Origin of the sequence: Ruegeria sp. (genome assembly GCF_965199275.1) — a bacterium.
In the GTDB taxonomy this organism is placed as follows: Bacteria; Pseudomonadota; Alphaproteobacteria; order Rhodobacterales; family Rhodobacteraceae; genus Ruegeria.
This window is the reverse complement of the sequence record NZ_CBDAQX010000008.1, coordinates 91,267-114,194: the sequence shown is the minus strand read 5'-3', so window position 1 is coordinate 114,194 and position 22,928 is coordinate 91,267. Positions and strand designations below refer to the sequence as shown.

Sequence of the window (22,928 nt, the reverse complement as noted above, 5' to 3'; positions counted from 1 at the left end):
CGAGCTACGCTCTCTTTTCGGTTTGACCTGCTGTCCACCCCCTCCTGAATCAACCTAAACACGACCCCCTCAACGCCCCTCTTAGCTCCAAGGGGGGTCAAATTTGGACGCCGATGGGGGGTCATTATTCAATGCCGATTGACAAACCGAAAGCATGACCAGCGCAGTAATCCCCTGGTCGGCGGCGCTGTAGCGGTGGTTGTCGGTCAGGATCACGATTGCCAGCATCGCACCGGGTGAGGCCAGCGATGGCACGGCCAGGGGAAAGATCGCCGGGTTGTGCGTATGGATCTTGTCTTCCTTGTCGTCTTCGGCGGCGCGCTGTTCGATCTCTTGTTTGCTTTCGCCAAAGATCATCGTCAGCGCGAACAGGAACAGGATGATCCCTCCGGCAACCTGGAATGAGTTCAACCCGATATCCAGCGCCTCGATCAGCAATTGTCCGAAGACGAGGAAAAACAGCAGCACGCCGGCACTGATCAACGACGCGAGCATCGCCGTCTTGCGCCGTGCTGCGGCTCTGAGGCCCGCGGTAACGGCGATGAAAACAGGGATTGTTCCGATCGGGTCAATGACAACCCACAACGTCACGAAATGTTCGAGCAGGTTGTTCAAGCCCATTCCTCCACCGAAGTTTGGGTGAAATTAAACAGGTTTAGGCCAAAACACCAAGCTTAGGCGCAGTTCGACTGTTCGGCCTGTTCCATTGCCTCGGCCGTTGCCTCAAGCGCCAGCATGATCGAGGCATGGCGGTTTTTATATTCACGGGCGGGTATCAGAACCTCAAGCCCGTCAAACGGGGCATCCGGGGCAGGGCCGTCCTTTTTCAGCATGGCCTTCAGCTGATCTCGGGCGGTTTCAACTTGCGCACGCGTGGCACCAACCACCGCGTCGCCAACTACCGAAGCGGCCGCTTGACCGAGGGCGCAGGCTTTGACGTCTTGTCCGAAATCGCTGACGCGCCCATCTTTCATCGTCACGTCGACAGTTACGGTCGACCCGCAAAGGGGCGAGCGTTTCTTGACCGTCGCATCGGGTTGATCCAGCCGATCCAGATGCGGGATATCAGCCGCCAGCGCCAGAATGCGCCCGGAGTACAGCTTTATCAGGTCGTTCTCGCCGCTCATGGCTTTCCCTCGTTCCGTGTTCCCCATACATAGTGGTCAGTCCTCGGGATGCAAAAGGTTTTTGTCATGTCTGACATAGTCACGTTCGATCCATCTGATCTGAAATATAACGAAGCCGGGTTGATCCCCGCAATTGCGCAGGATCACGCCTCGGGTGAGGTGTTGATGATGGCCTGGATGAACCAGCAAGCGGTTGAGCGCACGTTGGAGACGCGGCGCGTAACCTACTGGTCGCGCTCGCGCCAGGCGTTCTGGATTAAGGGCGAGACGTCCGGGCATATTCAGGAACTGGTCGATTTCCGCTTTGATTGCGACCGGGATTGCATCTTGGTCGTGATCCGTCAGACCGGCGCGGCGTGTCACACCAACCGCCGGACGTGCTTCTACACGTCCGTGCGCGACGGTGAAGAAGTCGAGTTGATGAAACCGATGGAGTGAGTGGCGCAGATGTCGCTACCTTCGGTTTGAGTATTTTTGAAACGACAAAGCGGGGTCAAAGGCCGACCATGGCGCGGATGTCCTGAGGGGTTGCGCCTTCGACCCTGTATTTTGCGATGGCGCGAGCGTCGTCTCGTTTGGCAAGGCGTTTGCCGTTCGGGTCGCGGATCAAGCGGTGATGCAAGTATTCGGGCGTGGGTAGGCGCAGCAGAGCCTGCAACAGGACGTGAATACGCGTTGCCTCAAACAGGTCCTGACCGCGAATGACATGGGTCACACCCTGCGCCGCATCGTCGAGGACGACGGACAGGTGGTAGGAGGTGCCCATACCTCGGCGGGATAGAACGACATCACCGATCGTTGTTTCCAGTTCGGCTTTGTCGAAGGAAATCCGTCCCGTTTCCCTATTTGGTCCAGTGCCTAGCTCGAGAAAACTGCTCTGATGTAACAGAACGGATCGTGCCGCCATAGCCATATCAAGTCTCAGCGGTGTGTCTTTAGGCCGTTCTACGCTGTTTCGGCTGGCTTTATGCCGACAGGTTCCGGGATAGATGATCCCATCCGGCCCGTGCAGAGGTGCCCCTTCCTGAGGGGCGCTGGCCGCTGCGGCGATATCCTTGCGGTTGCAGGTGCAAGGGTACAAAAGACCTTTCAACCACAGGGTATCGAGGGCCTGTTCATAGATTTGGATGCGCTCAGATTGCCTCAGAACCGGTGTCGGCCAGCTGAGGCCCAGCCATTCGAGATCTGCATAGATCTGATCCTCCCACTTCGATCGCGCGCGGGATTGGTCGATATCCTCGATCCGCAGCAGGAATGTGCCGCCTTCGGAGGCAGCCATGTCACTGGCCAGCATCGCCGCATAAGCGTGGCCAAGATGCAAGGGACCTGTAGGGGAAGGCGCGAAGCGAGTCGTAAAAGTCACGTCTTTTCGAGTATGTACACGTCAGATTTCATGTTCATTCCGGGCAGATGAGGCCCGTATTCCTTGAACAGCAAGCGCGCAGCCCCCAAGTCCAGCCAGTCGTTCAGGCGTGAGGTATAAGAGTAGTCCGCAAGTGCATGATCGTTATAGGAAAATGCCAGTAGACCATCTTTGGGCAGCGCGTGCATGAGGAGGTCCAGAGTTTCAGGCGGTGCTGCTCCGGCACCGATCACTCCGATGGCTGTGATGGTTGAGTAAGCGCCGTGTTCAACGGGTTCGGGATCCGATATGTCAAAGCCGATCAGCGATCGATAGACGTTCTTCGCTTTGGCCTCCTCAAGCATATTGGGCGTGGGGTCCATTCCGTCGATCACTTCAAACCCGACTAAGCGCAGCGCAACACCGGACAACCCCGTTCCACAGCCATAGTCGAGGATGGGCGTTTGTGCCTCAGGCCTCTTGGACCATAGCGCTTTGGCAACCCGACCCGGCGTGGCATATCCCTGTTCCGCGACAGAATCCTCATAGGTTGCTGCCCATTTCTGGTAGTGCGCTTGGGTGTCCTGCGGAGATTTCGATCCGTATGTGTCCTTGAAAAACTTGTCGCTCATAACCGCATGTTAAGCCGCTGGGTCCGTCATCGTCCAGTCAGCTTTGCGCGAGCCACTCCGTCCATTCAGCCTTGGCGCGGTCGGTATAGGCCTTGTAGCGGTCTTTGCGTCCCCGGCGGCCACCTTTCAGGCCATCTACAGGGCGGAACAGGCCGAAATTGACGTTCATGGGCTGAAACGTCTTGGCCTCCGCACCGCCGGTGATGTGATGGATCAACGCGCCCATTGCGCTGTCCTGCGGTACCTCGGGCAGGGTAAGGCTCATAATTTCAGCTGCCGCCAGTCGACCTGCCAAAAGCCCCATAGCCGCGCTTTCGACATAGCCTTCGACACCGGTGATCTGACCGGCGAACCGGATATTCGGCTTTGATTTCAAACGCATCTGCGCGTCCAGCAAGGTCGGAGAGTTGATAAACGTGTTGCGATGTATCCCGCCAAGGCGTGCGAAACTGGCGTTCTCCAGACCGGGGATCATACGGAACACCTCGGTCTGGGCGCCGTATTTCATCTTGGTTTGGAACCCCACGATGTTGAACAGCGTGCCAAGCGCATTGTCGCGGCGCAGCTGCACAACGGCATGAGGTTTCACGTCCGGCTGATGGGGGTTGGTCAGGCCGACGGGCTTCATCGGGCCGTGGCGCAGGGTTTCACGACCCCGTTCAGACATCACCTCGATCGGCAGGCAGCCATCAAAGTAGCCCGCGGTCTCGCCTTCGTGGAATTCGGTTTTATCTGCTGCCAGAAGGGCGTCGATGAAAGCCTCGTATTGATCGCGATCCATGGGGCAGTTCAGATAGGCGGTGCGCTCTTCTTCGGTCTCGCCTTTATCATAGCGGGACTGCATCCAGGCTTTGCTCATGTCGATGCTGTCGGCATAGACAATCGGCGCGATGGCATCAAAAAACGCCAGCGCGTCTGAACCGGTTTCGGTTTGGATGGCTTCACCCAGCTTGGCCGAGGTAAGAGGACCGGTGGCAAAGATCCACTGACCGTCGTCGGGTAGAGAGGTAACCTCTTCATCCGTCACCGTGATCCGGGGATGCGCGTGCAGTTTAGCAGTGACCGCCTCGGCAAACGGATCGCGGTCAACAGCCAGCGCCCCGCCTGCGGGCAGGCGGTGGGCATCGGCAGTCGTCATGATGAGGCCATTGGCGGCGCGCATTTCCCAATGCAACAGGCCCACGGCGTTCTGTTCATCATCGTCCGAGCGGAACGAGTTGGAACACACCATCTCGGCCAGATTACCGGTCTGGTGCGCAAAGGTACCTACTGTGGGGCGCATTTCGTGGATCACAACATCCACGCCCATTTCCGCCGCTTGCCATGCGGCCTCCGACCCGGCCATGCCGCCGCCCACGATATGCAATGCTTGTGTCATGCGCTGCCACATAGGGCAGAGCCCAAGCAGGCGCAACTGAGCAACCGTCAAATGATTCAGATTTTAGGGGAGGTCTTGGGGTCGCCGCTGCGGGAATGTCAACGCCAGTGAGAGAAACCAGCTTGGAGGGACCTTCCGCCCACGGCGACCCAAAAGTGTAGCTGAGGCCTTAGCCTCGTCCCAGCATTGCCACAGTGTTGCCCTTTTGAAAAGTGCAAAAATGATGACAGTGATGAAAAATGTTCGGAATAATTGTCTTATTCAGACCAATTCGGGGGGCGTTTTTCGATAAACGCAGAAATGCCTTCTTCGGTATCGCGATGCAGCATATTCTGCACCATTACCTCTCCGGTATAGGCATAGGCTTGATCCAGCGGCATCTGAAGCTGTTGATAAAACGCCTCTTTCCCGATTTTGACGGCGACGCCCAGCTTGCCTGCGATCTGTTCGGCCAAAGCGAGGGCTTGGTCGTTGAGTTGAGTTTCAGGGACAACCCGATTGATCAACCCTAGTTCCTGCGCACGCTCGGCTGAGATGAAACCTCCAGTGGTCAACATCTCAAATGCCTGTTTTCTGGGGATGTTGCGGCTGAGCGCGACCATGGGGGTTGAGCAGAACAGGCCGATATTCACTCCGTTCACCCCAAAGCGCGTGCCTTCGGCGGCGACGGCCAGATCACAGGTGGCAACCAATTGGCAACCCGCAGCTGTGGCAATGCCGTGGACCTGAGCAATAACGGGCTGGGGCAGGGACTGGATTGACATCATCATCCGCGCACAACGGTTAAAGAGGTCCTGAAAATAGGCCTTGCCGCCATCCTCAGATTGGCGACCGGCTGTCATCTGCTTCAGGTCATGCCCGGCGCAGAAGGCCTTGCCTTCGCCCGACAGCACAACGGCACGGATCGAGCGGTCATCGCGCAGCGTATCGAACTCGGCCTGCAGGGCGGCCAGCATCTCATCGCTCAGCGCGTTCAGCCTTTCGGGTGCGTTCATGTGCAGCCGCGCGATGGCACCTGTGTCGTTACGTTCCAAAATTGCCATCTTGCTCTCCCGCTGGCTGTTGGGCCAACTCTAGGGCGAGACGTTAAGGAGGGGAAGCATGGGATTGGCGTTAAGCAAAGACGAGCTGTCGCAGTACCTTAAAGAGGTATTCCCGCAGGTTCATCGCGATTTCGTGGTTGAGGACCTGACCGAGGAGACGATCACCATGCGCCTCGTGGTCGAGGACCGTCATTTACGCCCCGGCGGTACGGTCTCAGGCCCGTCGATGTTCGGTCTGGCGGATGTTTGTGTCTATGCCATGGTGTTGGCGCGCAAGGGGCGTCAGTCCTTGGCGGTGACGACCAACAGCTCTCTGGACTTTTTGCGCAAACCTGGAGGTGGCAAAGATCTGATAGCTGAATGTCGCCTACTGAAATTGGGGCGCACTTTGGCGGTTGGGGACGTGTTGATTTACTCGGTCGGGTCAGATCAGCCGGTTGCGCGGGCCAGTATGACCTATTCCATCCCACCTGCCGGGTCTTCGGCCGCAAAATTCGGATAAAAAGGGCCGGGGCGAACCCCGGCCAGGGAAGAGGTCCCAAATGAATTTGGGACTGGGGATGGGTTAAAACTGCCAGAAATAGCGCTTGATTTCGCGGTCGGCTTGCAGACGGGTCAGGCCTACGTCCTTGAGCAACCTGTCATCCAGCTTTCCCAGATTGACGCGACTGCGACGACGGCGTTCCCATTGAGTGACCGCCGCCGCAAACTGCACGGCCAGCACAGCGATCAGCGGCAGCCGGGGGCTGGCGTTCAGCAGTGTAAGGGCGGGAGTGTGCATTGTGCGTGTCATCTCAGTATTCCTTTCAAATTGTATTGACACAAAGTAGCAATGTTCGGTACTTGTGTTTGATACATTCGCAATTGTGTCAAAAGCAAAGGAAGAATTGTAATGGATACAATTTGGCCGGAGACGTTGCCAAAATCCAAAGGGCCCAAGTACACCCTGGTGGCTGATACAATACGAAAAGCAATTGAAAGTAAGGCGTTAGATATCGGGGTCAAACTGCCCCCAGTGCGTGAACTCGCGTATCGCCTGCAGATCACTCCGGGAACCGTTGCGCGGGCCTATACGATTCTGACCGAAGAGGGTTTGCTACAAGCTGAGGTCGGGCGTGGTACATTTGTCGCCCCTCCGAAATCTCCGATTCTGGACGATGTCTGGTCCCGGCAGCTTCATCTGGCTGAGGCTCAGAATGACAATCACGTCAGCCTGTTCAGCCCGCGGCTTGCGGATATGGGGCAGGTGTCTCTGATCCGCGAGTGTCTGCAGAAAGTCGCGCAGTCGGATCCGGCCTTGTTCATGAACTACCCGACACGCGATGCGTATAAACCTATGCGTCAGGCGGTGGTTGAATGGTTGTCGGACCTGCCGCTTGGCAAATTGAGCGACGATGACATTGTACTGACACACGGCGGTCAGAACGGCCTTTGCCTTGTGTTCCAGACCATTCTGCAGGGTCCCAAACCAATCGTGATGGTCGAAGACCTCTCCTATGCCGGGTTCCGTCGCGCGGCAGAGTTGATGCGGGCCGATGTGGTTGGCATTAGAATGGATAAGTGGGGCATCGACCCGGCAGCGATGGAGTATGTCTTGCGACAGACGCCAGCGCAGGCAGTCTGTGTTTCGCCCGAGGTTCAGAACCCGACCGGGCTGCACACCCCTTTGGAGCGGCGCAAGGAAATCGTTGAAATCGCACGGAAATACGATGTGCAGATTGTCGAGGATGACTGTTACCGGATGGGAGACGCAAAAGAACCCAGTTTCCGCGCGTTGGCACCTGAGCGGGGATGGCACGTGTCTTCGATCTCGAAAGTGCTGACACCGTCCCTACGTGTCGGCTTTGCCATTGCGCCCAGGGACCGAAGCGTGGATCTGCGCCGTTCAGCTGAATATGGGTATTTTGGCCTGGCACAGCCATTGGCCGAGCTGACCCGGCTGTTGCTCTCTGACCCTCGGACGCGTCAAATCGCGCAGGATGTGCGCTCGCGGATGGGAGAGTATGTGCGGGTGACCGTGAATGCCTTGGGCGGGTTCGATCTGAACTGGGCGCCTGATGTGCCGTTTGTTTGGCTGCATTTGCCGTCGGGTTGGCGGGCTGCTGCGTTCAGCCGTGCGGCAGAGCGAGAAGGGATTCAGCTGCGGTCTGCAGATGAGTTCGCGCTACGCGACGGGCGCGCACCGAATGCGGTGCGCATTGCTATGAACGGGCATGTGTCCCTGCAGAGGTTCGAGGACGCGATGCTCCGCCTTCGGGCTTTGCTGGACAATCCGCCTGAACAAATCAGCGTTTAGAGTGGGGTAAAATAATACCTATTTTATAAGCACATGAAAAAGCTACATAAAAACTTGATTGCGTGTGTTGACGTGCATTCTTAGCAGGTCTAAACCCCCTCCATCGAATTCGGACCGCTCTGTCTTGGGGCGGTCTTTCACATCAAACAGGACTATCCTGCCATGAAAACCTTTTCTGCAACACCTGCAGACATCGACAAGAAATGGATCCTGATCGACGCCGAGGGCGTTGTTCTGGGCCGTCTTGCTTCGATCGTCGCCATGCGCCTGCGTGGCAAGCACAAAGCGTCGTTCACCCCGAACATGGACATGGGCGACAACGTCATTGTGATCAACGCTGACAAAATCCAGATGACCGGCAAGAAGCGCGAAGAGAACTTCTACTGGCACACTGGCCACCCGGGCGGCATCAAGTCGCGCACCAAACAGCAGATCTTGGAAGGTGCGCATCCTGAGCGCGTTGTCGTTCAGGCCGTCAAGCGCATGCTGCCGGGCAACCGTCTGGCGCGTCAGCAAATGACCAACCTGCGCGTTTATGCCGGTGCCGAGCACCCGCATGAGGCCCAGGCCCCCGAAGTTCTGGACGTTAAGTCCATGAACAAGAAAAACACCCGGAGCTAATGACCGATGGCTGATCAGATCAATACTCTCGAAGAGCTGAGCGCCGTCGCAGGCGTTGAAACCGTGGCCGAAGAAGTCATCGTACGTGAACCCGTACGCGACGAGCTGGGCCGCTCCTACGCTACCGGCAAGCGTAAAGACGCTGTTGCGCGTGTTTGGATCAAGCCGGGTTCCGGCAAGGTCACCGTGAACGGCAAAGACCAGGACAAGTACTTCGCGCGTCCGGTTCTGCAGCTGATCCTGCGCCAGCCGTTCCAGGTTGCCGGTGTGGAAGGTGAATTCGACGTTGTTGCAACCGTCAAGGGCGGTGGCCTGACCGGTCAGGCCGGTGCGGTTAAGCACGGCATCTCGAAAGCGCTGCAGCTGTACGATCCGTCGCTGCGTGGTGCTCTGAAAGCCGCTGGGTTCCTGACCCGCGACAGCCGCGTTGTGGAACGTAAGAAATACGGTAAGCGCAAAGCGCGTCGTTCGTTCCAGTTCTCGAAGCGTTAATCGCTGCGGACACCGAATTTGAAAGGGCTCGCATGTGCGGGCCCTTTTTTCATGGGGTCAGGGCGTGATGATCACCTTCCCGTCGTTTGTTTTCAAAGCGTCCGCCAGGTTAGAGATCAGGTTGCCCAGTGCCAGACGCTTGGACACATCCGTTTTCCAGCGCCCGTCTGCGAAACGCGCCTGAACCTCGGTCACAACGCGCATCTGATCGGCCGGAGGTGTGGTCATCATCCAGTTGGTCAGCCAGAACCCCTCGATCCGTTTGCCCATAAAGATCAGTTGCCCGGTTTCCTGACTTCCGACATTTTTTCGTATAAGTCATTGATATTATTATGCCTTGGTTGCCAAAAGGCACTACACGGACTTTTTTCGCCAGCGATTGTTTCGGAGTGTTGAGGGAGCTCAGGCTTTGGTCTGGCCAGTTTTTCGGGTGCGCCCGGGGGGTATCTTGAAAGGGGCTTCGTTCCAGGTCAGGCCGACGCAGGTGAGGATGCGTCTGGCATCGACCGTGGCATGGCTTGGCATGCCGTAGCGGTCAGGGGTGCCTTTGTGGCGCAGGATCGAGAGCTGCAATGCGTTCAACTCGTTGCGGATACGAGCCGGGCTCATCGGGTGTCCGAGCAGGTCCAGATGCTTGCGCAGGTGCTGCAGGCAGCAGAAGGCCATGTAGCAGATGGCGATATGGGCCCGGACCCGACGCGGCGACCAGTGATAGATGGGCCGGATTTTCAGATCGTGCTTGTTGGTGCGGAAGCAGGCTTCGATCTCCCACAACTGGTGATAGCGGGCAATGACGTCCTGTGCCTCCAGTTCGTCCGCACCATGAACAACAATGGCATGCAGCCCGTCCCATTGTGCCGCTGCCTTGATCTTTGCATCATCCAGCGTGACGTCCCCGCTGTCGGGGAAGGCCAGGAAGCGGCCATATCCCCGGCTGCTGAAGCTGCCGGGTTTGCGAGAGCGCTTGAGCTTCTTGTGCAGCTTTTCGATTGCCTTGTCGCGCTTGTGGGCATCATTGCGTGCCCGGGTGGGTGACCAGGTCACAATGACCCGCGCTCCCTCCTGGTCGATCACCTTGTACCAGCCCTTCTCGGTTGCCTCTTCAGAACCGTGTCCAGCCCAAGGCTGGCGTCCCTCCGGGCTCAAAATGTTCGCCTTCACGGCGGCCGGGGCGGACTTCATGCGATAGCCGAGGATGTAGGGCAGACCCTTGTTCTGCAACATCTGCTGGTTGTCCTTGCTGAGCATGGCGGCATCGGCCACGAACGTGACCCTGGCCACGTCGAAGCGTCCCTCCAACGCCTTCAGCGCAGCTTCCAGCGTATGACCTTCCCAGGTGTTTCCCGGGAAGAGTTCATAGCCCACAGGCAGCCCATCGGAGGTGACGATCAGCGCCAGCATGACCTGAGCGCGGTGATGCTTGCCATCCTTGCTGAAGCCCTTGGCCAGAAGATGATCCTGCTCGACCCCGTCCGCATCCTCGGCCGGGTCCTCGCGCTCGGTGTCAAAGGCCAGGGTCGTGCAATCGTAGAACAGCACGGTCACTGGCCCGCCCAGCAACTTCTCTGCCGCCGCGTGAGAGGTTTTGCAAATCCCGTCTATCACCGGCGTATTGATGTAATCCATGCTCCGATAGACCACGTCCAGATTGAGCGTGATGCCTGCCTGGTTCTCCAACGCCTCCACGGTCGCGCGCTTGCTCTCGGGCTGTGCGATCCGCGCCATAACCAGCTCTTTCACAATGCGATTGGCACTTTTACGCGCCGCCCCCAGAAGGGCCCCCCAACCCAGTTGGTCATACATCGTCCCCATGACATCCCGCAGACCCAGAGAGACCCGCGCCTCCTCACGGCACTCGGCAAGATCAACGCCAAGCTTGTCCGGCCGCGGAGCGCGGCGCACCAGCGCCTGCAGATCGGCATATTCCGTGGGCGTGAACAGTTCCATTTGCGGCGAGCGATCAATGCGTAATTGCTCCATCAAGCGGCCCGCCAGACGCTTGATATCCTCAATCTCGCTGTCGTTATGGGCCACACCCACATGGCGCAGGATCTTCTGGCGTACCTTGGAGCCGGTGCGGACGGATTCAACGATCTGGATCCGTGTGCGGTTGAGCTTTGCGTCATGTTTGGTGCGGATGAACATGGGCGAAGAGGTTAGCCATCTGAAGGCCCATGTCAATACTTTTTATAATAATGGGGCACTACAACGCGCCTCTGAGCAACCACACCTGAAAACAAACCAAAAACCCAGTCAGATCAACAAAAAGGTCGGAAGTCAGGAGTTGGTCAGCCAGAACCCCTCGATCCGTTTGCCCATAAAGATCAGTTGCCCGGTTTGGGTCAGGGTCGGGGCGTCGCTGCCGAGTTTGCCATAGCAAATCCAGCGCGCACGATTGGGCATGGCGCAGAAAATCTGCTCGGACAGAGGGTCCATGACAGCGTCGAGAAAGACGCGGGGCTTCAGCCTGGCGCTCAGTTCGGCAAATTGGTGCGCAACGTCAGGGTCCGTTGTGACCAGAACTTCCGCAGCACCAAGCTCTTTCAGCATCGGAGCAGCCTCAGCGCGCCGCACCATGGCGATGGGCTTCAAGCCCTGATCCCGCCCAAGGCTGCACATCAGCTTGCCCAATTGGCTGGTTGCGGCTGAAACAACAAACGCATCGCCGTCTTCCTTAGCCATATCGACCATGGCCATCGCGGTCAGCGGATTGACGATCTGCGCAGCCCCGTCATCGTCCGAGATGTCGGGGCGCAGAGGGATGCACATTTGCATCTGGGTCACGACATATTCCGCCCAAGCCCCCGATCCGGCGGCGACAAAGGCGACGCGCAGGCCTTGTAGACCTTCCGCACCCTTGCCCGTTGCCACAACATCTCCGCACCCTTCAAAGCCCGCAGCAGCGCCTTTGACACGGGGTTGGCCGTATTCGCCTTTGATGAAGTGAATGTCCGACGGATTGACCGAAGCGGTGCGCAGCCGGATCAGAACCTGTCCGGGGCCGGGGGTAGGGACGGGCAATTCGGCGTCTGCCAACCATTCAGACGCGTCTTCGATCGTGGGGCCTGTCATGGTGCCGGAATAGCCGTCATGTTTCAGGACAACGGTGCGCATCGTAGAGGGCAAGTCGGTCATTGGTCAGTCCTTCAGTTGCGCCGGGCCCACCGGATCAGGCGTCAGCCTGACGGCAAAGAAAAACGGCGCGGGGTTCTTGTTGGGTCAAGCCAAACAAAAGCCCCGCGCCGCGTCAATTCTGCCGTGCTCTAACGTCACGGCATGTGGAAAAGGCCGCCGGTGGACGGCCTGGCACTTATTGGCTCATCGCTTTTTGCAGGTCCTGAAGCTTGGTCAGAACCGCCTCGGGCGAGGCTTTGATCTCATCCAGGATCTTGATCACCTGATCTTTGACACCCTGTGCCATCTCGCTGTTTTGGACTGAGGCGACCATGGCGTCATAGTCGAAGTTCTGAGCTGTCAGCATGCCCTCTTCAACCCAGGAGTTGAACAGCTCCTGACCTTGATCTGCCAGAGATGCAACCTGATCACCGGCTTGATCTGCCGCCTCGGACGCCTGATCCGCGATCGAATTGGCTGCCTCAGTGGCCTGATCCGCAACAGATGACGCGGCCTCAGAGGCCTGTTCGGTCAGAGATGACGCCGCTTCGCTGGCTTGTTCTGTGGCCGATTCCAGTGCTTCGCTTGCGGCGTCCTGCACGGCTGAGGCCGCTTCGCTAACCGCATCGCTCGCATCCTCGGCTGCGGCTTCAAGTCTTTCGGCCGGCGTCGGTTCAGGTTGGTTGAGATAGAAATACCCGCCTGCGCCAAGACCGACGAGGACGATGATGATAAGAAGAGTACGCGACATTATGTGTCTCCTTTGGAAATTTGTGCCGCTGGGATGATCCAAATCTAGGACGACTCAAAGGGGAATTCTTGTGATTTCTCAGCAGAATACGGGTTTGGGCCAAGCTACGCTGATTGGGCGGCTTGATCCGGCGACAAAGCGCCCACCGCTTTGCGCTTTGCATTGAATTTCGATGATATCGCAGGACCGCGTTGAGCCCGACGGTTGAGGAATAGGCGTTGCACGAGAACGTGGTGCCGAGCGAAACCTGCGACGATGCTCGCACTTTACTGCTCGGTCGAATTTTTGGTCTTATGTGAAGGACTTCACTGCCTTTGACCCAAAAATGACCGACACTGCAGTCAGACGGGGTAAAAGAGACATTGTGGGGGTCGCGCTCGGGTACGTTTCCCAAGTTAACGAGTAACGTCTTTTGTTTGAATAGGCCTATTGGGCCAATAGGGGCACTGATCTCTCACTTTGTGGTTGAATGTGAGGGGCGGTGTGAGGGGGGCTGGATGAGGGGGTCTTGGCCAGCCCCTCTCTTTGCGCATCAGGACAGACCTGTCGGTCTGTGAAAGCAAAGAAACCATTTGGAAATTATGGCGGAGAGACAGGGATTCGAACCCTGGGTGGGCTTGCACCCACAACGGTTTTCGAGACCGCCCCGTTCGACCACTCCGGCACCTCTCCGCGGGGGTCTGTGAGGGGGGGATTTAGTGAGGAACGCGCAGGGGTGCAAGCAGAAAATTCCCAGAATTCACATTCCTTGGATTTTCCATTGCCTGCCGCAACAAAACACCTAGGCTTGTAGAAAAGCGTGCAATTTTGACCCCCTAAGCGGGGAAATCGGCGTCCAAATTTGACCCCTCCCTATGGTTGTAGACATCCTTTTCATTGAGCAGTCGATGGAGAGGCAAGCGGGATGATTTGCGTGGAAACTATTAGAAAAGTGCGTCGCTTACACCTGATCGAAAAAAAGAGCATCAAGGAAATTTGCCGTTCGCTCAATTTGAGCCGTGCAACGGTTCGAAAGATAATCCGATCGGGAGTGACGGAGTTCAAATATGAGCGCAAATCGCAGCCATACCCGGTGCTCGGGCCTTGGCGCGCGCGTCTGGATGAAACGCTTGAGGAGAACGAGGCGCTTCCGAAGAAACACCGCAAGCGGATGACCAAAATCTGGAAGGAACTCTCCGATGATGGTTTTGGCGGCGGGTATGACAGTGTTCGACGCTACACAAAGAATTGGCGCATTGCGCACGGCCGACAACAGGCGCAGGCGTTCATCCCGCTGATCTTTGATCCTGGGGAGGCGTACCAGTTCGACTGGAGTGTGGAGACGGTTTTGATGGACGGTGCACTCACGACCGTGAAGGTTGCCCATTTCAAACTTTGCCATAGCCGCATGCCATTCTCCATTGCCTATCCGCGCGAGACGCAGGAGATGGTCTTTGATGCCCACGACGAGGCCTTCAAATTCTTTGGTGGAGGCTGCATCAACGGGATCTACGATAACATGACGACCGCCGTCGATGCGATCCTGTCGGGCAAGGAAAGAAAGTTCAACAAGGCATTCTCCCGGATGTGTTCTCATCATCTGGTGAACCCGATCGCCTGTACGCGCGCGGCCGGTTGGGAGAAGGGTCAGGTTGAGAATCTGGTCAAGGAGAGCCGCGCCTATAGTTTTACACCGCGTCTGGAGGTGGCCGACTTCGATGAATTGAATGCCCGGCTGCAAAAAGACGCGATCAAACGCGCAAAAGAACTGCGGCATCCGGAAAACCTGGAGGTGACGGTCTGGGAGGAGTTCCAGCAGGAAAAGCCGCTGCTGACGCATCTGCAGAAGCCCTTCGTCGGGTTCCGTGAAAAGACGGTCGCCGTGAGCCGAACCTGCCTGATCAACTTCGAAAGAAACAAATACAGCGTTGAGGCAAGAGCTGTTGGACGTCAGGTCCAGTTGCAGGTCTACGCCACGCGGATTGTCCTGCGCCAAGACGGTGAGATTGTCGGAGAGCACGAACGGTGCTTCGGCCGAGGAAAAACGATCTTCAACCCTTGGCACTATGTGCCCGTCCTCAAGCGCAAGCCTGGCGCTCTGCGCAATGGAGCACCGTTCCGTGACTGGGACCTACCACCGGCAATGACGCAGATCTGGACCCATCTGCGGGGCACATCCGACGGAGACCGGCAACTTGCCGATATTCTTTTCGCTGCTTACCAGCACGACATTGATGTGGTCGAGGCTGCCTGCGAAGAAGCTCTAAAATCTGGCCTGCGCAAGGCCGATGCGATCCTGAACATTGTCTCTCGGCGCACCAATCCCCCGCCGCCAAAGGCGATTGAGCCGCCTGCCCACCTGCAGCTGAAAATGGCACCGATCGCGGATTGCGCTCGCTATGACAGGCTTGGAGGCTCCCATGCAACTGCGTAAGGAAATTCTCGAACTTGCCCGTCAACTGAAGTTGCCAGGCATCGTCAACTGCTTTGACGAAGTGATGCAGGCCGCAGCCAAAAACAACTGGCGGCCCCAACAGGTCGTGGCCGAACTCCTCACGGCCGAACTGGCCGAAAAGACTGCGCGCTCGATCCGGTATCAGATGGGTGCCGCAAAGTTCCCGGTCTGCAAGTCCTTACCTGAGTTCGACTTCACGGTCAGCCCCGTCAACGAGGAAGTCGTGCGCAATCTTCATGACGGCGATTTTATGGACCAGGCCAGGAATGGCGTGCTGGTCGGTGGAACCGGATCGGGCAAAACGCATCTCGCAACAGCGATCGGGGGCCACGCGGTCAATAACCGCCGGCGGGTCAGGTTCTTCAGCGCTGTGGATCTCGCGAACAAGCTGGAGGCTGAACATCGCGAAGGCAACGCCGGGCGGCTCAGCGAGCAGCTGATCCGCGTCGACCTCGTGATTATAGACGAACTCGGTTATCTGCCGTTCGCAGAGTCTGGTGGACGATTACTCTTCCATCTCCTGACTTCCGACATTTTTTCGTATAAGTCATTGATATTATTATGCCTTGGTTGCCAAAAGGCACTACACGGACTTTTTTCGCCAGCGATTGTTTCGGAGTGTTGAGGGAGCTCAGGCTTTGGTCTGGCCAGTTTTTCGGGTGCGCCCGGGGGGTATCTTGAAAGGGGCTTCGTTCCAGGTCAGGCCGACGCAGGTGAGGATGCGTCTGGCATCGACCGTGGCATGGCTTGGCATGCCGTAGCGGTCAGGGGTGCCTTTGTGGCGCAGGATCGAGAGCTGCAATGCGTTCAACTCGTTGCGGATACGAGCCGGGCTCATCGGGTGTCCGAGCAGGTCCAGATGCTTGCGCAGGTGCTGCAGGCAGCAGAAGGCCATGTAGCAGATGGCGATATGGGCCCGGACCCGACGCGGCGACCAGTGATAGATGGGCCGGATTTTCAGATCGTGCTTGTTGGTGCGGAAGCAGGCTTCGATCTCCCACAACTGGTGATAGCGGGCAATGACGTCCTGTGCCTCCAGTTCGTCCGCACCATGAACAACAATGGCATGCAGCCCGTCCCATTGTGCCGCTGCCTTGATCTTTGCATCATCCAGCGTGACGTCCCCGCTGTCGGGGAAGGCCAGGAAGCGGCCATATCCCCGGCTGCTGAAGCTGCCGGGTTTGCGAGAGCGCTTGAGCTTCTTGTGCAGCTTTTCGATTGCCTTGTCGCGCTTGTGGGCATCATTGCGTGCCCGGGTGGGTGACCAGGTCACAATGACCCGCGCTCCCTCCTGGTCGATCACCTTGTACCAGCCCTTCTCGGTTGCCTCTTCAGAACCGTGTCCAGCCCAAGGCTGGCGTCCCTCCGGGCTCAAAATGTTCGCCTTCACGGCGGCCGGGGCGGACTTCATGCGATAGCCGAGGATGTAGGGCAGACCCTTGTTCTGCAACATCTGCTGGTTGTCCTTGCTGAGCATGGCGGCATCGGCCACGAACGTGACCCTGGCCACGTCGAAGCGTCCCTCCAACGCCTTCAGCGCAGCTTCCAGCGTATGACCTTCCCAGGTGTTTCCCGGGAAGAGTTCATAGCCCACAGGCAGCCCATCGGAGGTGACGATCAGCGCCAGCATGACCTGAGCGCGGTGATGCTTGCCATCCTTGCTGAAGCCCTTGGCCAGAAGATGATCCTGCTCGACCCCGTCCGCATCCTCGGCCGGGTCCTCGCGCTCGGTGTCAAAGGCCAGGGTCGTGCAATCGTAGAACAGCACGGTCACTGGCCCGCCCAGCAACTTCTCTGCCGCCGCGTGAGAGGTTTTGCAAATCCCGTCTATCACCGGCGTATTGATGTAATCCATGCTCCGATAGACCACGTCCAGATTGAGCGTGATGCCTGCCTGGTTCTCCAACGCCTCCACGGTCGCGCGCTTGCTCTCGGGCTGTGCGATCCGCGCCATAACCAGCTCTTTCACAATGCGATTGGCACTTTTACGCGCCGCCCCCAGAAGGGCCCCCCAACCCAGTTGGTCATACATCGTCCCCATGACATCCCGCAGACCCAGAGAGACCCGCGCCTCCTCACGGCACTCGGCAAGATCAACGCCAAGCTTGTCCGGCCGCGGAGCGCGGCGCACCAGCGCCTGCAGATCGGCATATTCCGTGGGCGTGAACAGTTCCATTTGCGGCGAGCGATCAATGCGTAATTGCTCCATCAAGCGGCCCGCCAGACGCTTGATATCCTCAATCTCGCTGTCGTTATGGGCCACACCCACATGGCGCAGGATCTTCTGGCGTACCTTGGAGCCGGTGCGGACGGATTCAACGATCTGGATCCGTGTGCGGTTGAGCTTTGCGTCATGTTTGGTGCGGATGAACATGGGCGAAGAGGTTAGCCATCTGAAGGCCCATGTCAATACTTTTTATAATAATGGGGCACTACAACGCGCCTCTGAGCAACCACACCTGAAAACAAACCAAAAACCCAGTCAGATCAACAAAAAGGTCGGAAGTCAGGAATAACCGCCGGCGGGTCAGGTTCTTCAGCGCTGTGGATCTCGCGAACAAGCTGGAGGCTGAACATCGCGAAGGCAACGCCGGGCGGCTCAGCGAGCAGCTGATCCGCGTCGACCTCGTGATTATAGACGAACTCGGTTATCTGCCGTTCGCAGAGTCTGGTGGACGATTACTCTTCCATCTCATCAGCAAACTGTACGAGCGAACGTCTATTCTGCTAACAACCAACCTCGCATTTGCTGAATGGCCGAGTGTGTTCACAGATGCCAAAATGACCACTGCTCTCCTGGATCGACTGACACACCATTGCGATATCATCGAAACCGGGAACGAAAGCTGGCGAATTAACCACCGCGACTAACCTCGAAATCGGGGAATAAATTCAAAACAGACAGCAGGTCAAACCTTCAGTCGAGCTACGCTCTCTTTTCGGTTTGACCTGCTGTCCACCCCCTCCTGAATCAACCTAAACACGACCCCCTCAACGCCCCTCTTAGCTCCAAGGGGGGTCAAATTTGGACGCCGATGGGGGGTCATTATTCAATGCCGATTGACAGGCAGGCCCTGAACGCGGCCCTGTTCAAAGGGTTTGACGAGATGTTTGACGGGATCTCGTACCGTCTGGGCGCGGCAGTGGCGCAGGTGTGGCAATCCTCTGATCTCTGACCAGTCTTGGGTGTTGACTTTGCCTTTCATTATGTGGATAAGCGCGCATCCCGGCCGGTTCTCCGCGCCGGGTGTCGTTATTATATGACCCTATGATACCTCACGGGGTCTTCCACACAGCCCAAACAGGGCGCGCTGTTCGAGGTGGCTTTCAAGCCAAAAACGCCCGGTAGGGGACCACAGAACGCGGGTTAGAAAAGGAAAGACGCATGTTTGCGGTCCTCAAGACTGGCGGCAAGCAGTACAAGGTTCAGGCGGGCGACGTGCTCCGCGTTGAAAAACTGGCTGCCGACGCAGGTGAAAAAGTTCAATTCAACGATGTTCTGATGCTGGGCGGCGACGCTCCGGTTGTTGGCGCACCTTTCGTTGAAGGCGCAGGCGTACAGGCCGAAGTGATCGAACAGATCAAAGGTGACAAGGTCATCAAATTCGTCAAGCGCCGTCGTAAGCACAGCTCGAAGCGTACCGTTGGCCACCGTCAGAAGCTGACTCTGGTCAAAATCACCGACATCCTGTCGTCGGGCGCTGACAAGTCGGGCATCAAGGCTGCAACCGGATCTGCTCCGGCTGGCGAAGCGGCGCCCGCTGCAAAGCCTGCCAAGAAAGCAGAAGCCAAAGCGGAGGCACCCGCCGCTGCTGCCGCTGACGATCTGACCAAGCTGAACGGTGTTGGCCCTGCCGCTGCCAAAAAGCTGGTTGAAGCCGGTATCGAAAGCTTTGCCGCTCTGGCCGCCTTGTCGGACGAGCAGATTGCTGCTATCGACACCATCAAAGTGAAGCCCGAATGGGTTGAGCAAGCCAAAGAGCTGGCTCAAGGCTAAGGAGAGAGAGAATGGCACATAAAAAAGCTGGCGGTTCCTCCCGTAACGGTCGCGACTCAGCTGGTCGCCGCCTTGGCGTGAAACTGTATGGTGGCCAGGCGGCCATCGCAGGCAACATCATCGTACGTCAGCGCGGCACCAAGTTCTGGCCGGGCGAAGGCGTAGGCATGGGCAAAGACCACACAATCTTTGCAACAACCGATGGCGCCGTAAAGTTCCACAAGGGACTCAAAAACCGCACCTTCATTTCGGTCCTGCCAGTGGCGGAGGCCGCAGAGTAAGCCGAAACCCAGAAGGTTTAATAAAAAATTCATGGGGGACCGGCAGAAAATGCCGGTCCCTTTTTCGTTTTAACGCAGTCGTGATCCAGAACAGCAATGCCCGTCGCAACCACCAGCTTTCTTATCTTTGCCGCCTCACAGGTTGGCACGCCGGGACCGGCCAATATGGTCCTGATGGGAACAGGTGCGCGCTACGGCTTTCGCGCCGCATTGCCCTTTGTGGCCGGGGTCGTTTTGGGCAAGCAATTGATCATCTGGCCCGTAGGCTTTGGCCTGATGCAGGTTGCCGATCAGGCTCCGCTGGCGTTTGAGGTGCTGAAATACGCGTCTGCCGCCTACATTTGCTGGCTGGCCTGGAAGATCGCCAATCTAAGGCTGTCTCGTGCAACTGCAGATGGGAAAGCACCGGGCTTTTTGTCTGGGCTCATAGTTCATCCGCTGAACCCCAAGGCCTGGGCAATGATCATTGCAGGGTTCACGGGGTTTGTTGCGGCGGGGACGTCCAGTTTTGAGGCGACGCTCACGATCGCTCTTTGTTTGTTGTTCTGCCAGGTCGTTTTGCACCCGATCTGGACATTTGCAGGGGACCGGATCGCCCATGTGGTTGAAGGTCGGCCTGCGGAAAAATATCTGATGTGGACGCTCGCCAGTCTGACTGTTGCGTCCGTACTTTTTGTGTTGTTCGGAGGAGGAACGCACTCATGAAACTTGAAGCAATCATAAATCAGCCGGTCATCGAAACCGAGCGGTTCGATCTGCGCCCTCTGCGTCGGTCGGATATGGGGCTTATCGAACATTACGCAGGTGATGAGCGTGTGGCGCGGATGACCACGTCGATCCCGCACCCGTTGCCGCCAGGATCGATTGAGGCCTTCGTGACCCGCTCAATGGCGGAAGACCGGGACGAGGACGTCTGGGCGATGGACGCCACCAAGGACGGCGGGCCCGAGCTGATCGGCCTGATCTCATTACAGCGGCTTGATCGCAACCAGTCCGAGGTTGGCTATTGGGTCGCGCCTGTCTATTGGAACACGGGCATTGCCTCGATGGCTGTTGAGGCCCTGGTCGGTGCCAACCCCCTTGAGAACGCCAATATGTTCGCCAGCGTGTTTCAGGACAACACAGCCTCGGCGCGGGTACTGACCCATTGCGGGTTCCAGTATCTGGGCGATGCAGAAAGCTATTCGGTGGCGCGCGACGCGAATGTGCCCACCTGGACCTATACAAAGAAACTCTGACTTGTGGCCGATGGGGCCTTTGCAGTAGGGGACAGACCATGAAATTTCTCGATCTAGCAAAGGTCTACATCCGGTCCGGGGCCGGAGGTAGCGGCTGCGTCAGCTTCCGACGCGAAAAGTACATTGAATACGGCGGCCCTGATGGCGGGGACGGCGGCAAGGGCGGGTCCGTCTGGGCCGAGGTCGTGGACGGACTGAACACCCTGATCGACTTCCGCTATCAGCAGCACTTCTTTGCCAAGAACGGCCAACCGGGTCGCGGTCAGCAACGCACCGGCAAGGATGGTGACGACATCATCCTGCGCGTTCCCGTCGGGACTGAGATTCTGGATGAGGACGAAGAGACCGTGATCTGCGACCTGACCGAGGTTGGGCAGCGGGTTCTGCTGGCCAAAGGCGGCAATGGCGGTTTTGGTAACCTCCACTTCAAATCTGCAACCAACCAGGCGCCGCGTCGGGCCAATCCGGGGCAGGCGGGCATTGATCGCACCATCTGGCTGCGGCTGAAACTGATCGCGGATGTCGGCCTCTTGGGTATGCCCAATGCAGGCAAGTCGACCTTTCTGGCCGCAACTTCGAACGCGCGGCCTAAAATCGCCGACTATCCGTTTACCACTCTGCACCCCAATCTGGGCGTGGTCGGTGTAGACAATGTGGAGTTTGTGGTGGCCGACATTCCCGGCCTGATCGAAGGGGCTCATGAAGGGCGCGGGATCGGAGATCGGTTCCTCGGCCACGTTGAACGCTGCGCGGTGTTGCTGCATTTGGTCGATGGCACTTCGGAAACCGTGGCAGACGACTACCGCACCATCATCCATGAGCTTGAGGCTTATGGCGGAGAACTGGCCGAGAAACCTCGGATCACGGTCCTGAACAAGATCGATGCGCTGGACGATGAGGAACGCGAATTGGTTAAGGCCGAACTGGAGGAGGCCGTTGGAGGCCCCGTCATGACCATGTCCGGCGTGGCGCATCTGGGCGTAACCGAGGTGCTGCGCGCCCTGCGTGCTCAGATCGACGAAAACCGCCTGCGCCAGAAACCCGCCGAGGAGGCCGCGCCGTGGCAACCCTGACCGCAGCCCGTCGGCTGGTGGTCAAGATCGGGTCCGCTTTGCTGGTGGATCGGAACACGGGACAGCTACGCTCTGATTGGCTGAAATCACTGGCTCAGGACGTGGCCTGGCTGAAAGGGCAGGGCACGGATGTGATTCTGGTGTCTTCTGGCTCAATCGCTTTGGGTCGGGGTGTTTTGGGCCTGCCTGCGGCGGCGTTGGCTCTGGAGCAATCTCAAGCCGCAGCTGCTGTTGGTCAGATCCGTCTGGCGCGTGCTTATGAAGAGGCGCTGACCCCGCACCAGATCACCACGGCCCAAGTGCTGGTGACGCTTGAGGATAGCGAAGATCGTCGCCGTTATTTGAACTCACGCGCGACACTTGAGACGCTTTTGGGCCTTGGCGTTGTTCCCATTGTCAACGAAAACGATACAGTCGCTACGGATGAAATCCGCTATGGCGACAATGACCGGCTGGCCGCGCAGATCGCAGTGACCGTGGGTGCGGACCAGTTGATCCTTCTGTCGGATGTGGACGGGTTCTATACCGGCAATCCGAACGAGGATGCTTCGGCCACGCGCTACGACACGATCGACCAGATCACGCCCGAGATTGAGGCGATGGCCGGAGACGCCGGTTCAGGCCTCTCCAAGGGCGGCATGAAGACCAAGCTAATGGCTGCCAAAATGGCCACGGCTGCAGGTTGCGATATGGCGATCACAGAAGGTTCGACGCTCAATCCTTTGCAATCGCTTGAGAATGGCGCAAACAGCACGTGGTTCACGGCAACGCTTGATCCGCATGCAGCGCGCAAGCGCTGGATATCGGCTATGAAACCGCGCGGAGAGATTACGATCGACGATGGCGCCGCAAAGGCGCTTTCGAATGGCAAAAGCCTGTTGCCTGCAGGTATCGTCGAAGTGACCGGTGATTTCGGACGCGGCGATCCGGTTGCCATTCTTGATCTGCAAGAGCGTCGACTGGCGCAGGGCATCAGCCGCTATACCGCGCAAGAGGCTGACGCAATCAAAGGACGAAAATCCTCAGAGATTGAGGCAACGCTGGGCTATCCTGGTCGCGCAGCGTTAATCCACAGGGACGATTTGGCGCTATAAAGGCGCAGAAAGGCT

27 protein-coding genes, 1 tRNA gene and 2 pseudogenes are annotated in these 22,928 nt (G+C 57.8%); 17 read left to right on the top strand and 13 right to left on the bottom strand.

What is annotated here, in order from left to right:
- Positions 1-81 precede the first annotated feature (81 nt).
- Entirely contained in the window at positions 82-615 is a 534-nt protein-coding gene (locus ACOERD_RS02755) for a MarC family protein (RefSeq protein WP_419737974.1), read from the bottom strand.
- 59 nt (positions 616-674) lie between these two features.
- Positions 675-1,127: an iron-sulfur cluster assembly scaffold protein gene (locus ACOERD_RS02750; protein WP_170641649.1), complete on the bottom strand. Its 453-nt coding sequence runs from the start codon at positions 1,125-1,127 to the stop codon at positions 675-677.
- Positions 1,128-1,175: 48 nt separating this feature from the next.
- Between ACOERD_RS02750 and hisI the strand changes: the two genes are divergently transcribed.
- Positions 1,176-1,565, top strand: coding sequence for a phosphoribosyl-AMP cyclohydrolase (hisI, locus tag ACOERD_RS02745; RefSeq protein ID WP_419737973.1), 390 nt, complete (start codon positions 1,176-1,178; stop codon positions 1,563-1,565).
- A gap of 55 nt (positions 1,566-1,620) precedes the next feature.
- Here the strand turns inward: hisI and gluQRS are convergent, their stop codons facing one another.
- From gluQRS to ACOERD_RS02725, 4 genes and pseudogenes are all read right to left on the bottom strand, one after another.
- Entirely contained in the window at positions 1,621-2,490 is an 870-nt protein-coding gene (gene gluQRS / locus ACOERD_RS02740) for a tRNA glutamyl-Q(34) synthetase GluQRS (protein WP_419737972.1), read from the bottom strand.
- Entirely contained in the window at positions 2,487-3,101 is a 615-nt protein-coding gene (locus ACOERD_RS02735) for a class I SAM-dependent DNA methyltransferase (protein ID WP_419737971.1), read from the bottom strand. The genes gluQRS and ACOERD_RS02735 overlap by 4 nt, the downstream gene beginning before the upstream one ends.
- Positions 3,102-3,138: 37 nt before the next feature.
- Positions 3,139-4,479 (bottom strand): methylenetetrahydrofolate--tRNA-(uracil(54)-C(5))-methyltransferase (FADH(2)-oxidizing) TrmFO, encoded by a 1,341-nt coding sequence (gene trmFO, locus ACOERD_RS02730; protein ID WP_419737970.1) that lies wholly within the window; start codon positions 4,477-4,479, stop codon positions 3,139-3,141.
- 257 nt (positions 4,480-4,736) lie between these two features.
- Positions 4,737-5,531 (bottom strand): annotated as a pseudogene (locus ACOERD_RS02725) (enoyl-CoA hydratase); the annotation flags it as partial.
- Positions 5,532-5,580: 49 nt separating this feature from the next.
- Between ACOERD_RS02725 and ACOERD_RS02720 the strand changes: the two are divergent.
- Complete coding sequence (locus ACOERD_RS02720) at positions 5,581-6,024, top strand: PaaI family thioesterase (protein WP_170665109.1); 444 nt, start codon at positions 5,581-5,583, stop codon at positions 6,022-6,024.
- A 63-nt stretch (positions 6,025-6,087) separates the two neighbouring features.
- Here the strand turns inward: ACOERD_RS02720 and ACOERD_RS02715 are convergent, their stop codons facing one another.
- Positions 6,088-6,315, bottom strand: a complete 228-nt coding sequence (locus tag ACOERD_RS02715; protein ID WP_170659576.1) for a DUF1127 domain-containing protein — start codon at positions 6,313-6,315, stop codon at positions 6,088-6,090.
- Positions 6,316-6,414: 99 nt separating this feature from the next.
- Here ACOERD_RS02715 and ACOERD_RS02710 point away from each other — a divergent pair, with 99 nt between their 5' ends.
- From ACOERD_RS02710 to rpsI, 3 genes are all read left to right on the top strand, one after another.
- On the top strand, positions 6,415-7,818 hold the full coding sequence (locus ACOERD_RS02710) for a PLP-dependent aminotransferase family protein (RefSeq protein ID WP_419737969.1): 1,404 nt from the start codon (positions 6,415-6,417) through the stop codon (positions 7,816-7,818).
- Positions 7,819-7,980: 162 nt separating this feature from the next.
- Positions 7,981-8,439 carry a 50S ribosomal protein L13 gene (gene rplM / locus ACOERD_RS02705; RefSeq protein ID WP_170373746.1) on the top strand — a complete coding sequence of 153 codons (459 nt, stop codon included), beginning with the start codon at positions 7,981-7,983 and terminating at the stop codon, positions 8,437-8,439.
- Between the two features lie 6 nt (positions 8,440-8,445).
- Complete coding sequence (rpsI, locus tag ACOERD_RS02700; RefSeq protein ID WP_039535473.1) at positions 8,446-8,931, top strand: 30S ribosomal protein S9; 486 nt, start codon at positions 8,446-8,448, stop codon at positions 8,929-8,931.
- A 57-nt stretch (positions 8,932-8,988) separates the two neighbouring features.
- On the opposite strand, the gene ACOERD_RS02695 is transcribed toward rpsI, so the two are convergent.
- Together ACOERD_RS02695 and ACOERD_RS02690 are read right to left on the bottom strand one after the other, a co-directional pair.
- Entirely contained in the window at positions 8,989-9,201 is a 213-nt protein-coding gene (locus ACOERD_RS02695) for a hypothetical protein (RefSeq protein ID WP_419737968.1), read from the bottom strand.
- 132 nt (positions 9,202-9,333) lie between these two features.
- Entirely contained in the window at positions 9,334-11,076 is a 1,743-nt protein-coding gene (locus ACOERD_RS02690; RefSeq protein ID WP_419737624.1) for an IS1634 family transposase, read from the bottom strand.
- Here ACOERD_RS02690 and ACOERD_RS02685 point away from each other — a divergent pair.
- Positions 11,069-11,308 carry a hypothetical protein gene (locus ACOERD_RS02685; protein WP_419737967.1) on the top strand — a complete coding sequence of 80 codons (240 nt, stop codon included), beginning with the start codon at positions 11,069-11,071 and terminating at the stop codon, positions 11,306-11,308. The genes ACOERD_RS02690 and ACOERD_RS02685 overlap by 8 nt on opposite strands.
- Here the strand turns inward: ACOERD_RS02685 and ACOERD_RS02680 are convergent.
- From ACOERD_RS02680 to ACOERD_RS02670, 3 genes are all read right to left on the bottom strand, one after another.
- Complete coding sequence (locus tag ACOERD_RS02680; protein WP_419737966.1) at positions 11,209-12,066, bottom strand: alcohol dehydrogenase catalytic domain-containing protein; 858 nt, start codon at positions 12,064-12,066, stop codon at positions 11,209-11,211. The genes ACOERD_RS02685 and ACOERD_RS02680 overlap by 100 nt on opposite strands.
- A gap of 175 nt (positions 12,067-12,241) precedes the next feature.
- Positions 12,242-12,796, bottom strand: coding sequence for a hypothetical protein (locus ACOERD_RS02675; RefSeq protein ID WP_419737965.1), 555 nt, complete (start codon positions 12,794-12,796; stop codon positions 12,242-12,244).
- Between the two features lie 582 nt (positions 12,797-13,378).
- A tRNA-Ser gene (locus tag ACOERD_RS02670) sits at positions 13,379-13,468 on the bottom strand.
- 232 nt (positions 13,469-13,700) lie between these two features.
- On the opposite strand from ACOERD_RS02670, the gene istA reads away from it, so the two are divergent.
- Together istA and ACOERD_RS02660 are read left to right on the top strand one after the other, a co-directional pair.
- On the top strand, positions 13,701-15,209 hold the full coding sequence (gene istA, locus ACOERD_RS02665) for an IS21 family transposase (RefSeq protein WP_419737605.1): 1,509 nt from the start codon (positions 13,701-13,703) through the stop codon (positions 15,207-15,209).
- Positions 15,196-15,855, top strand: a complete 660-nt coding sequence (locus ACOERD_RS02660) for an ATP-binding protein (RefSeq protein WP_419737964.1) — start codon at positions 15,196-15,198, stop codon at positions 15,853-15,855. The genes istA and ACOERD_RS02660 overlap by 14 nt, the downstream gene beginning before the upstream one ends.
- 6 nt (positions 15,856-15,861) lie before the next feature.
- Here ACOERD_RS02660 and ACOERD_RS02655 read toward each other — a convergent pair whose 3' ends face one another.
- Positions 15,862-17,604 carry an IS1634 family transposase gene (locus ACOERD_RS02655; protein WP_419737624.1) on the bottom strand — a complete coding sequence of 581 codons (1,743 nt, stop codon included), beginning with the start codon at positions 17,602-17,604 and terminating at the stop codon, positions 15,862-15,864.
- Here ACOERD_RS02655 and ACOERD_RS02650 point away from each other — a divergent pair.
- The 9 genes and pseudogenes from ACOERD_RS02650 to proB all read left to right on the top strand — a co-directional run bounded on the left by ACOERD_RS02650 (position 17,597) and on the right by proB (position 22,913).
- The gene (locus ACOERD_RS02650) at positions 17,597-17,746 is read left to right on the top strand and encodes a hypothetical protein (protein WP_419737963.1); all 150 of its coding nucleotides are present in this window, start codon (positions 17,597-17,599) and stop codon (positions 17,744-17,746) included. The two genes, ACOERD_RS02655 and ACOERD_RS02650, sit on opposite strands and share 8 nt — an antisense overlap.
- A gap of 7 nt (positions 17,747-17,753) precedes the next feature.
- Positions 17,754-18,101 (top strand): annotated as a pseudogene (locus ACOERD_RS02645) (ATP-binding protein); the annotation flags it as partial.
- A 182-nt stretch (positions 18,102-18,283) separates the two neighbouring features.
- The gene (locus ACOERD_RS02640; protein WP_419737962.1) at positions 18,284-18,406 is read left to right on the top strand and encodes a hypothetical protein; all 123 of its coding nucleotides are present in this window, start codon (positions 18,284-18,286) and stop codon (positions 18,404-18,406) included.
- Positions 18,407-18,615: 209 nt separating this feature from the next.
- A complete protein-coding gene (locus tag ACOERD_RS02635; protein ID WP_170373741.1) occupies positions 18,616-19,227 on the top strand; it encodes a 50S ribosomal protein L21 in 612 nt (203 codons plus the stop codon).
- An 11-nt stretch (positions 19,228-19,238) separates the two neighbouring features.
- Positions 19,239-19,508 (top strand): 50S ribosomal protein L27, encoded by a 270-nt coding sequence (rpmA, locus tag ACOERD_RS02630; RefSeq protein ID WP_039535512.1) that lies wholly within the window; start codon positions 19,239-19,241, stop codon positions 19,506-19,508.
- A gap of 96 nt (positions 19,509-19,604) precedes the next feature.
- Positions 19,605-20,213, top strand: coding sequence for a LysE family translocator (locus ACOERD_RS02625; protein ID WP_170641631.1), 609 nt, complete (start codon positions 19,605-19,607; stop codon positions 20,211-20,213).
- A complete protein-coding gene (locus tag ACOERD_RS02620; RefSeq protein WP_419737961.1) occupies positions 20,210-20,746 on the top strand; it encodes a GNAT family N-acetyltransferase in 537 nt (178 codons plus the stop codon). The genes ACOERD_RS02625 and ACOERD_RS02620 overlap by 4 nt, the downstream gene beginning before the upstream one ends.
- A gap of 38 nt (positions 20,747-20,784) precedes the next feature.
- The gene (gene obgE, locus ACOERD_RS02615; RefSeq protein ID WP_419737960.1) at positions 20,785-21,819 is read left to right on the top strand and encodes a GTPase ObgE; all 1,035 of its coding nucleotides are present in this window, start codon (positions 20,785-20,787) and stop codon (positions 21,817-21,819) included.
- Positions 21,807-22,913 carry a glutamate 5-kinase gene (gene proB / locus ACOERD_RS02610; RefSeq protein ID WP_170466919.1) on the top strand — a complete coding sequence of 369 codons (1,107 nt, stop codon included), beginning with the start codon at positions 21,807-21,809 and terminating at the stop codon, positions 22,911-22,913. The genes obgE and proB overlap by 13 nt, the downstream gene beginning before the upstream one ends.
- The last annotated feature ends 15 nt before the right edge of the window (positions 22,914-22,928 follow it).

What these genes read in the sequence shown, in the direction of transcription:
- ACOERD_RS02695 (WP_419737968.1), bottom strand. Translation starts at nt 9,201, where the DNA reads ATGGGCAAACGGATCGAGGGGTTCTGGCTGACCAACTGGATGATGACC.
- trmFO (WP_419737970.1), bottom strand. Translation starts at nt 4,479, where the DNA reads ATGACACAAGCATTGCATATCGTGGGCGGCGGCATGGCCGGGTCGGAG.
- ACOERD_RS02735 (WP_419737971.1), bottom strand. Translation starts at nt 3,101, where the DNA reads ATGAGCGACAAGTTTTTCAAGGACACATACGGATCGAAATCTCCGCAG.
- ACOERD_RS02655 (WP_419737624.1), bottom strand. Translation starts at nt 17,604, where the DNA reads ATGTTCATCCGCACCAAACATGACGCAAAGCTCAACCGCACACGGATC.
- ACOERD_RS02690 (WP_419737624.1), bottom strand. Translation starts at nt 11,076, where the DNA reads ATGTTCATCCGCACCAAACATGACGCAAAGCTCAACCGCACACGGATC.
- ACOERD_RS02750 (WP_170641649.1), bottom strand. Translation starts at nt 1,127, where the DNA reads ATGAGCGGCGAGAACGACCTGATAAAGCTGTACTCCGGGCGCATTCTG.
- istA (WP_419737605.1), top strand. Translation starts at nt 13,701, where the DNA reads ATGATTTGCGTGGAAACTATTAGAAAAGTGCGTCGCTTACACCTGATC.
- ACOERD_RS02675 (WP_419737965.1), bottom strand. Translation starts at nt 12,796, where the DNA reads ATGTCGCGTACTCTTCTTATCATCATCGTCCTCGTCGGTCTTGGCGCA.
- ACOERD_RS02640 (WP_419737962.1), top strand. Translation starts at nt 18,284, where the DNA reads ATGCCGATTGACAGGCAGGCCCTGAACGCGGCCCTGTTCAAAGGGTTT.
- rplM (WP_170373746.1), top strand. Translation starts at nt 7,981, where the DNA reads ATGAAAACCTTTTCTGCAACACCTGCAGACATCGACAAGAAATGGATC.
- ACOERD_RS02680 (WP_419737966.1), bottom strand. Translation starts at nt 12,066, where the DNA reads ATGACCGACTTGCCCTCTACGATGCGCACCGTTGTCCTGAAACATGAC.
- rpsI (WP_039535473.1), top strand. Translation starts at nt 8,446, where the DNA reads ATGGCTGATCAGATCAATACTCTCGAAGAGCTGAGCGCCGTCGCAGGC.
- obgE (WP_419737960.1), top strand. Translation starts at nt 20,785, where the DNA reads ATGAAATTTCTCGATCTAGCAAAGGTCTACATCCGGTCCGGGGCCGGA.
- ACOERD_RS02650 (WP_419737963.1), top strand. Translation starts at nt 17,597, where the DNA reads ATGAACATGGGCGAAGAGGTTAGCCATCTGAAGGCCCATGTCAATACT.
- ACOERD_RS02715 (WP_170659576.1), bottom strand. Translation starts at nt 6,315, where the DNA reads ATGACACGCACAATGCACACTCCCGCCCTTACACTGCTGAACGCCAGC.
- ACOERD_RS02620 (WP_419737961.1), top strand. Translation starts at nt 20,210, where the DNA reads ATGAAACTTGAAGCAATCATAAATCAGCCGGTCATCGAAACCGAGCGG.
- hisI (WP_419737973.1), top strand. Translation starts at nt 1,176, where the DNA reads ATGCAAAAGGTTTTTGTCATGTCTGACATAGTCACGTTCGATCCATCT.
- ACOERD_RS02660 (WP_419737964.1), top strand. Translation starts at nt 15,196, where the DNA reads ATGCAACTGCGTAAGGAAATTCTCGAACTTGCCCGTCAACTGAAGTTG.
- ACOERD_RS02625 (WP_170641631.1), top strand. Translation starts at nt 19,605, where the DNA reads ATGCCCGTCGCAACCACCAGCTTTCTTATCTTTGCCGCCTCACAGGTT.
- rpmA (WP_039535512.1), top strand. Translation starts at nt 19,239, where the DNA reads ATGGCACATAAAAAAGCTGGCGGTTCCTCCCGTAACGGTCGCGACTCA.
- ACOERD_RS02635 (WP_170373741.1), top strand. Translation starts at nt 18,616, where the DNA reads ATGTTTGCGGTCCTCAAGACTGGCGGCAAGCAGTACAAGGTTCAGGCG.
- ACOERD_RS02685 (WP_419737967.1), top strand. Translation starts at nt 11,069, where the DNA reads ATGAACATGGGCGAAGAGGTTAGCCATCTGAAGGCCCATGTCAATACT.
- ACOERD_RS02710 (WP_419737969.1), top strand. Translation starts at nt 6,415, where the DNA reads ATGGATACAATTTGGCCGGAGACGTTGCCAAAATCCAAAGGGCCCAAG.
- ACOERD_RS02720 (WP_170665109.1), top strand. Translation starts at nt 5,581, where the DNA reads ATGGGATTGGCGTTAAGCAAAGACGAGCTGTCGCAGTACCTTAAAGAG.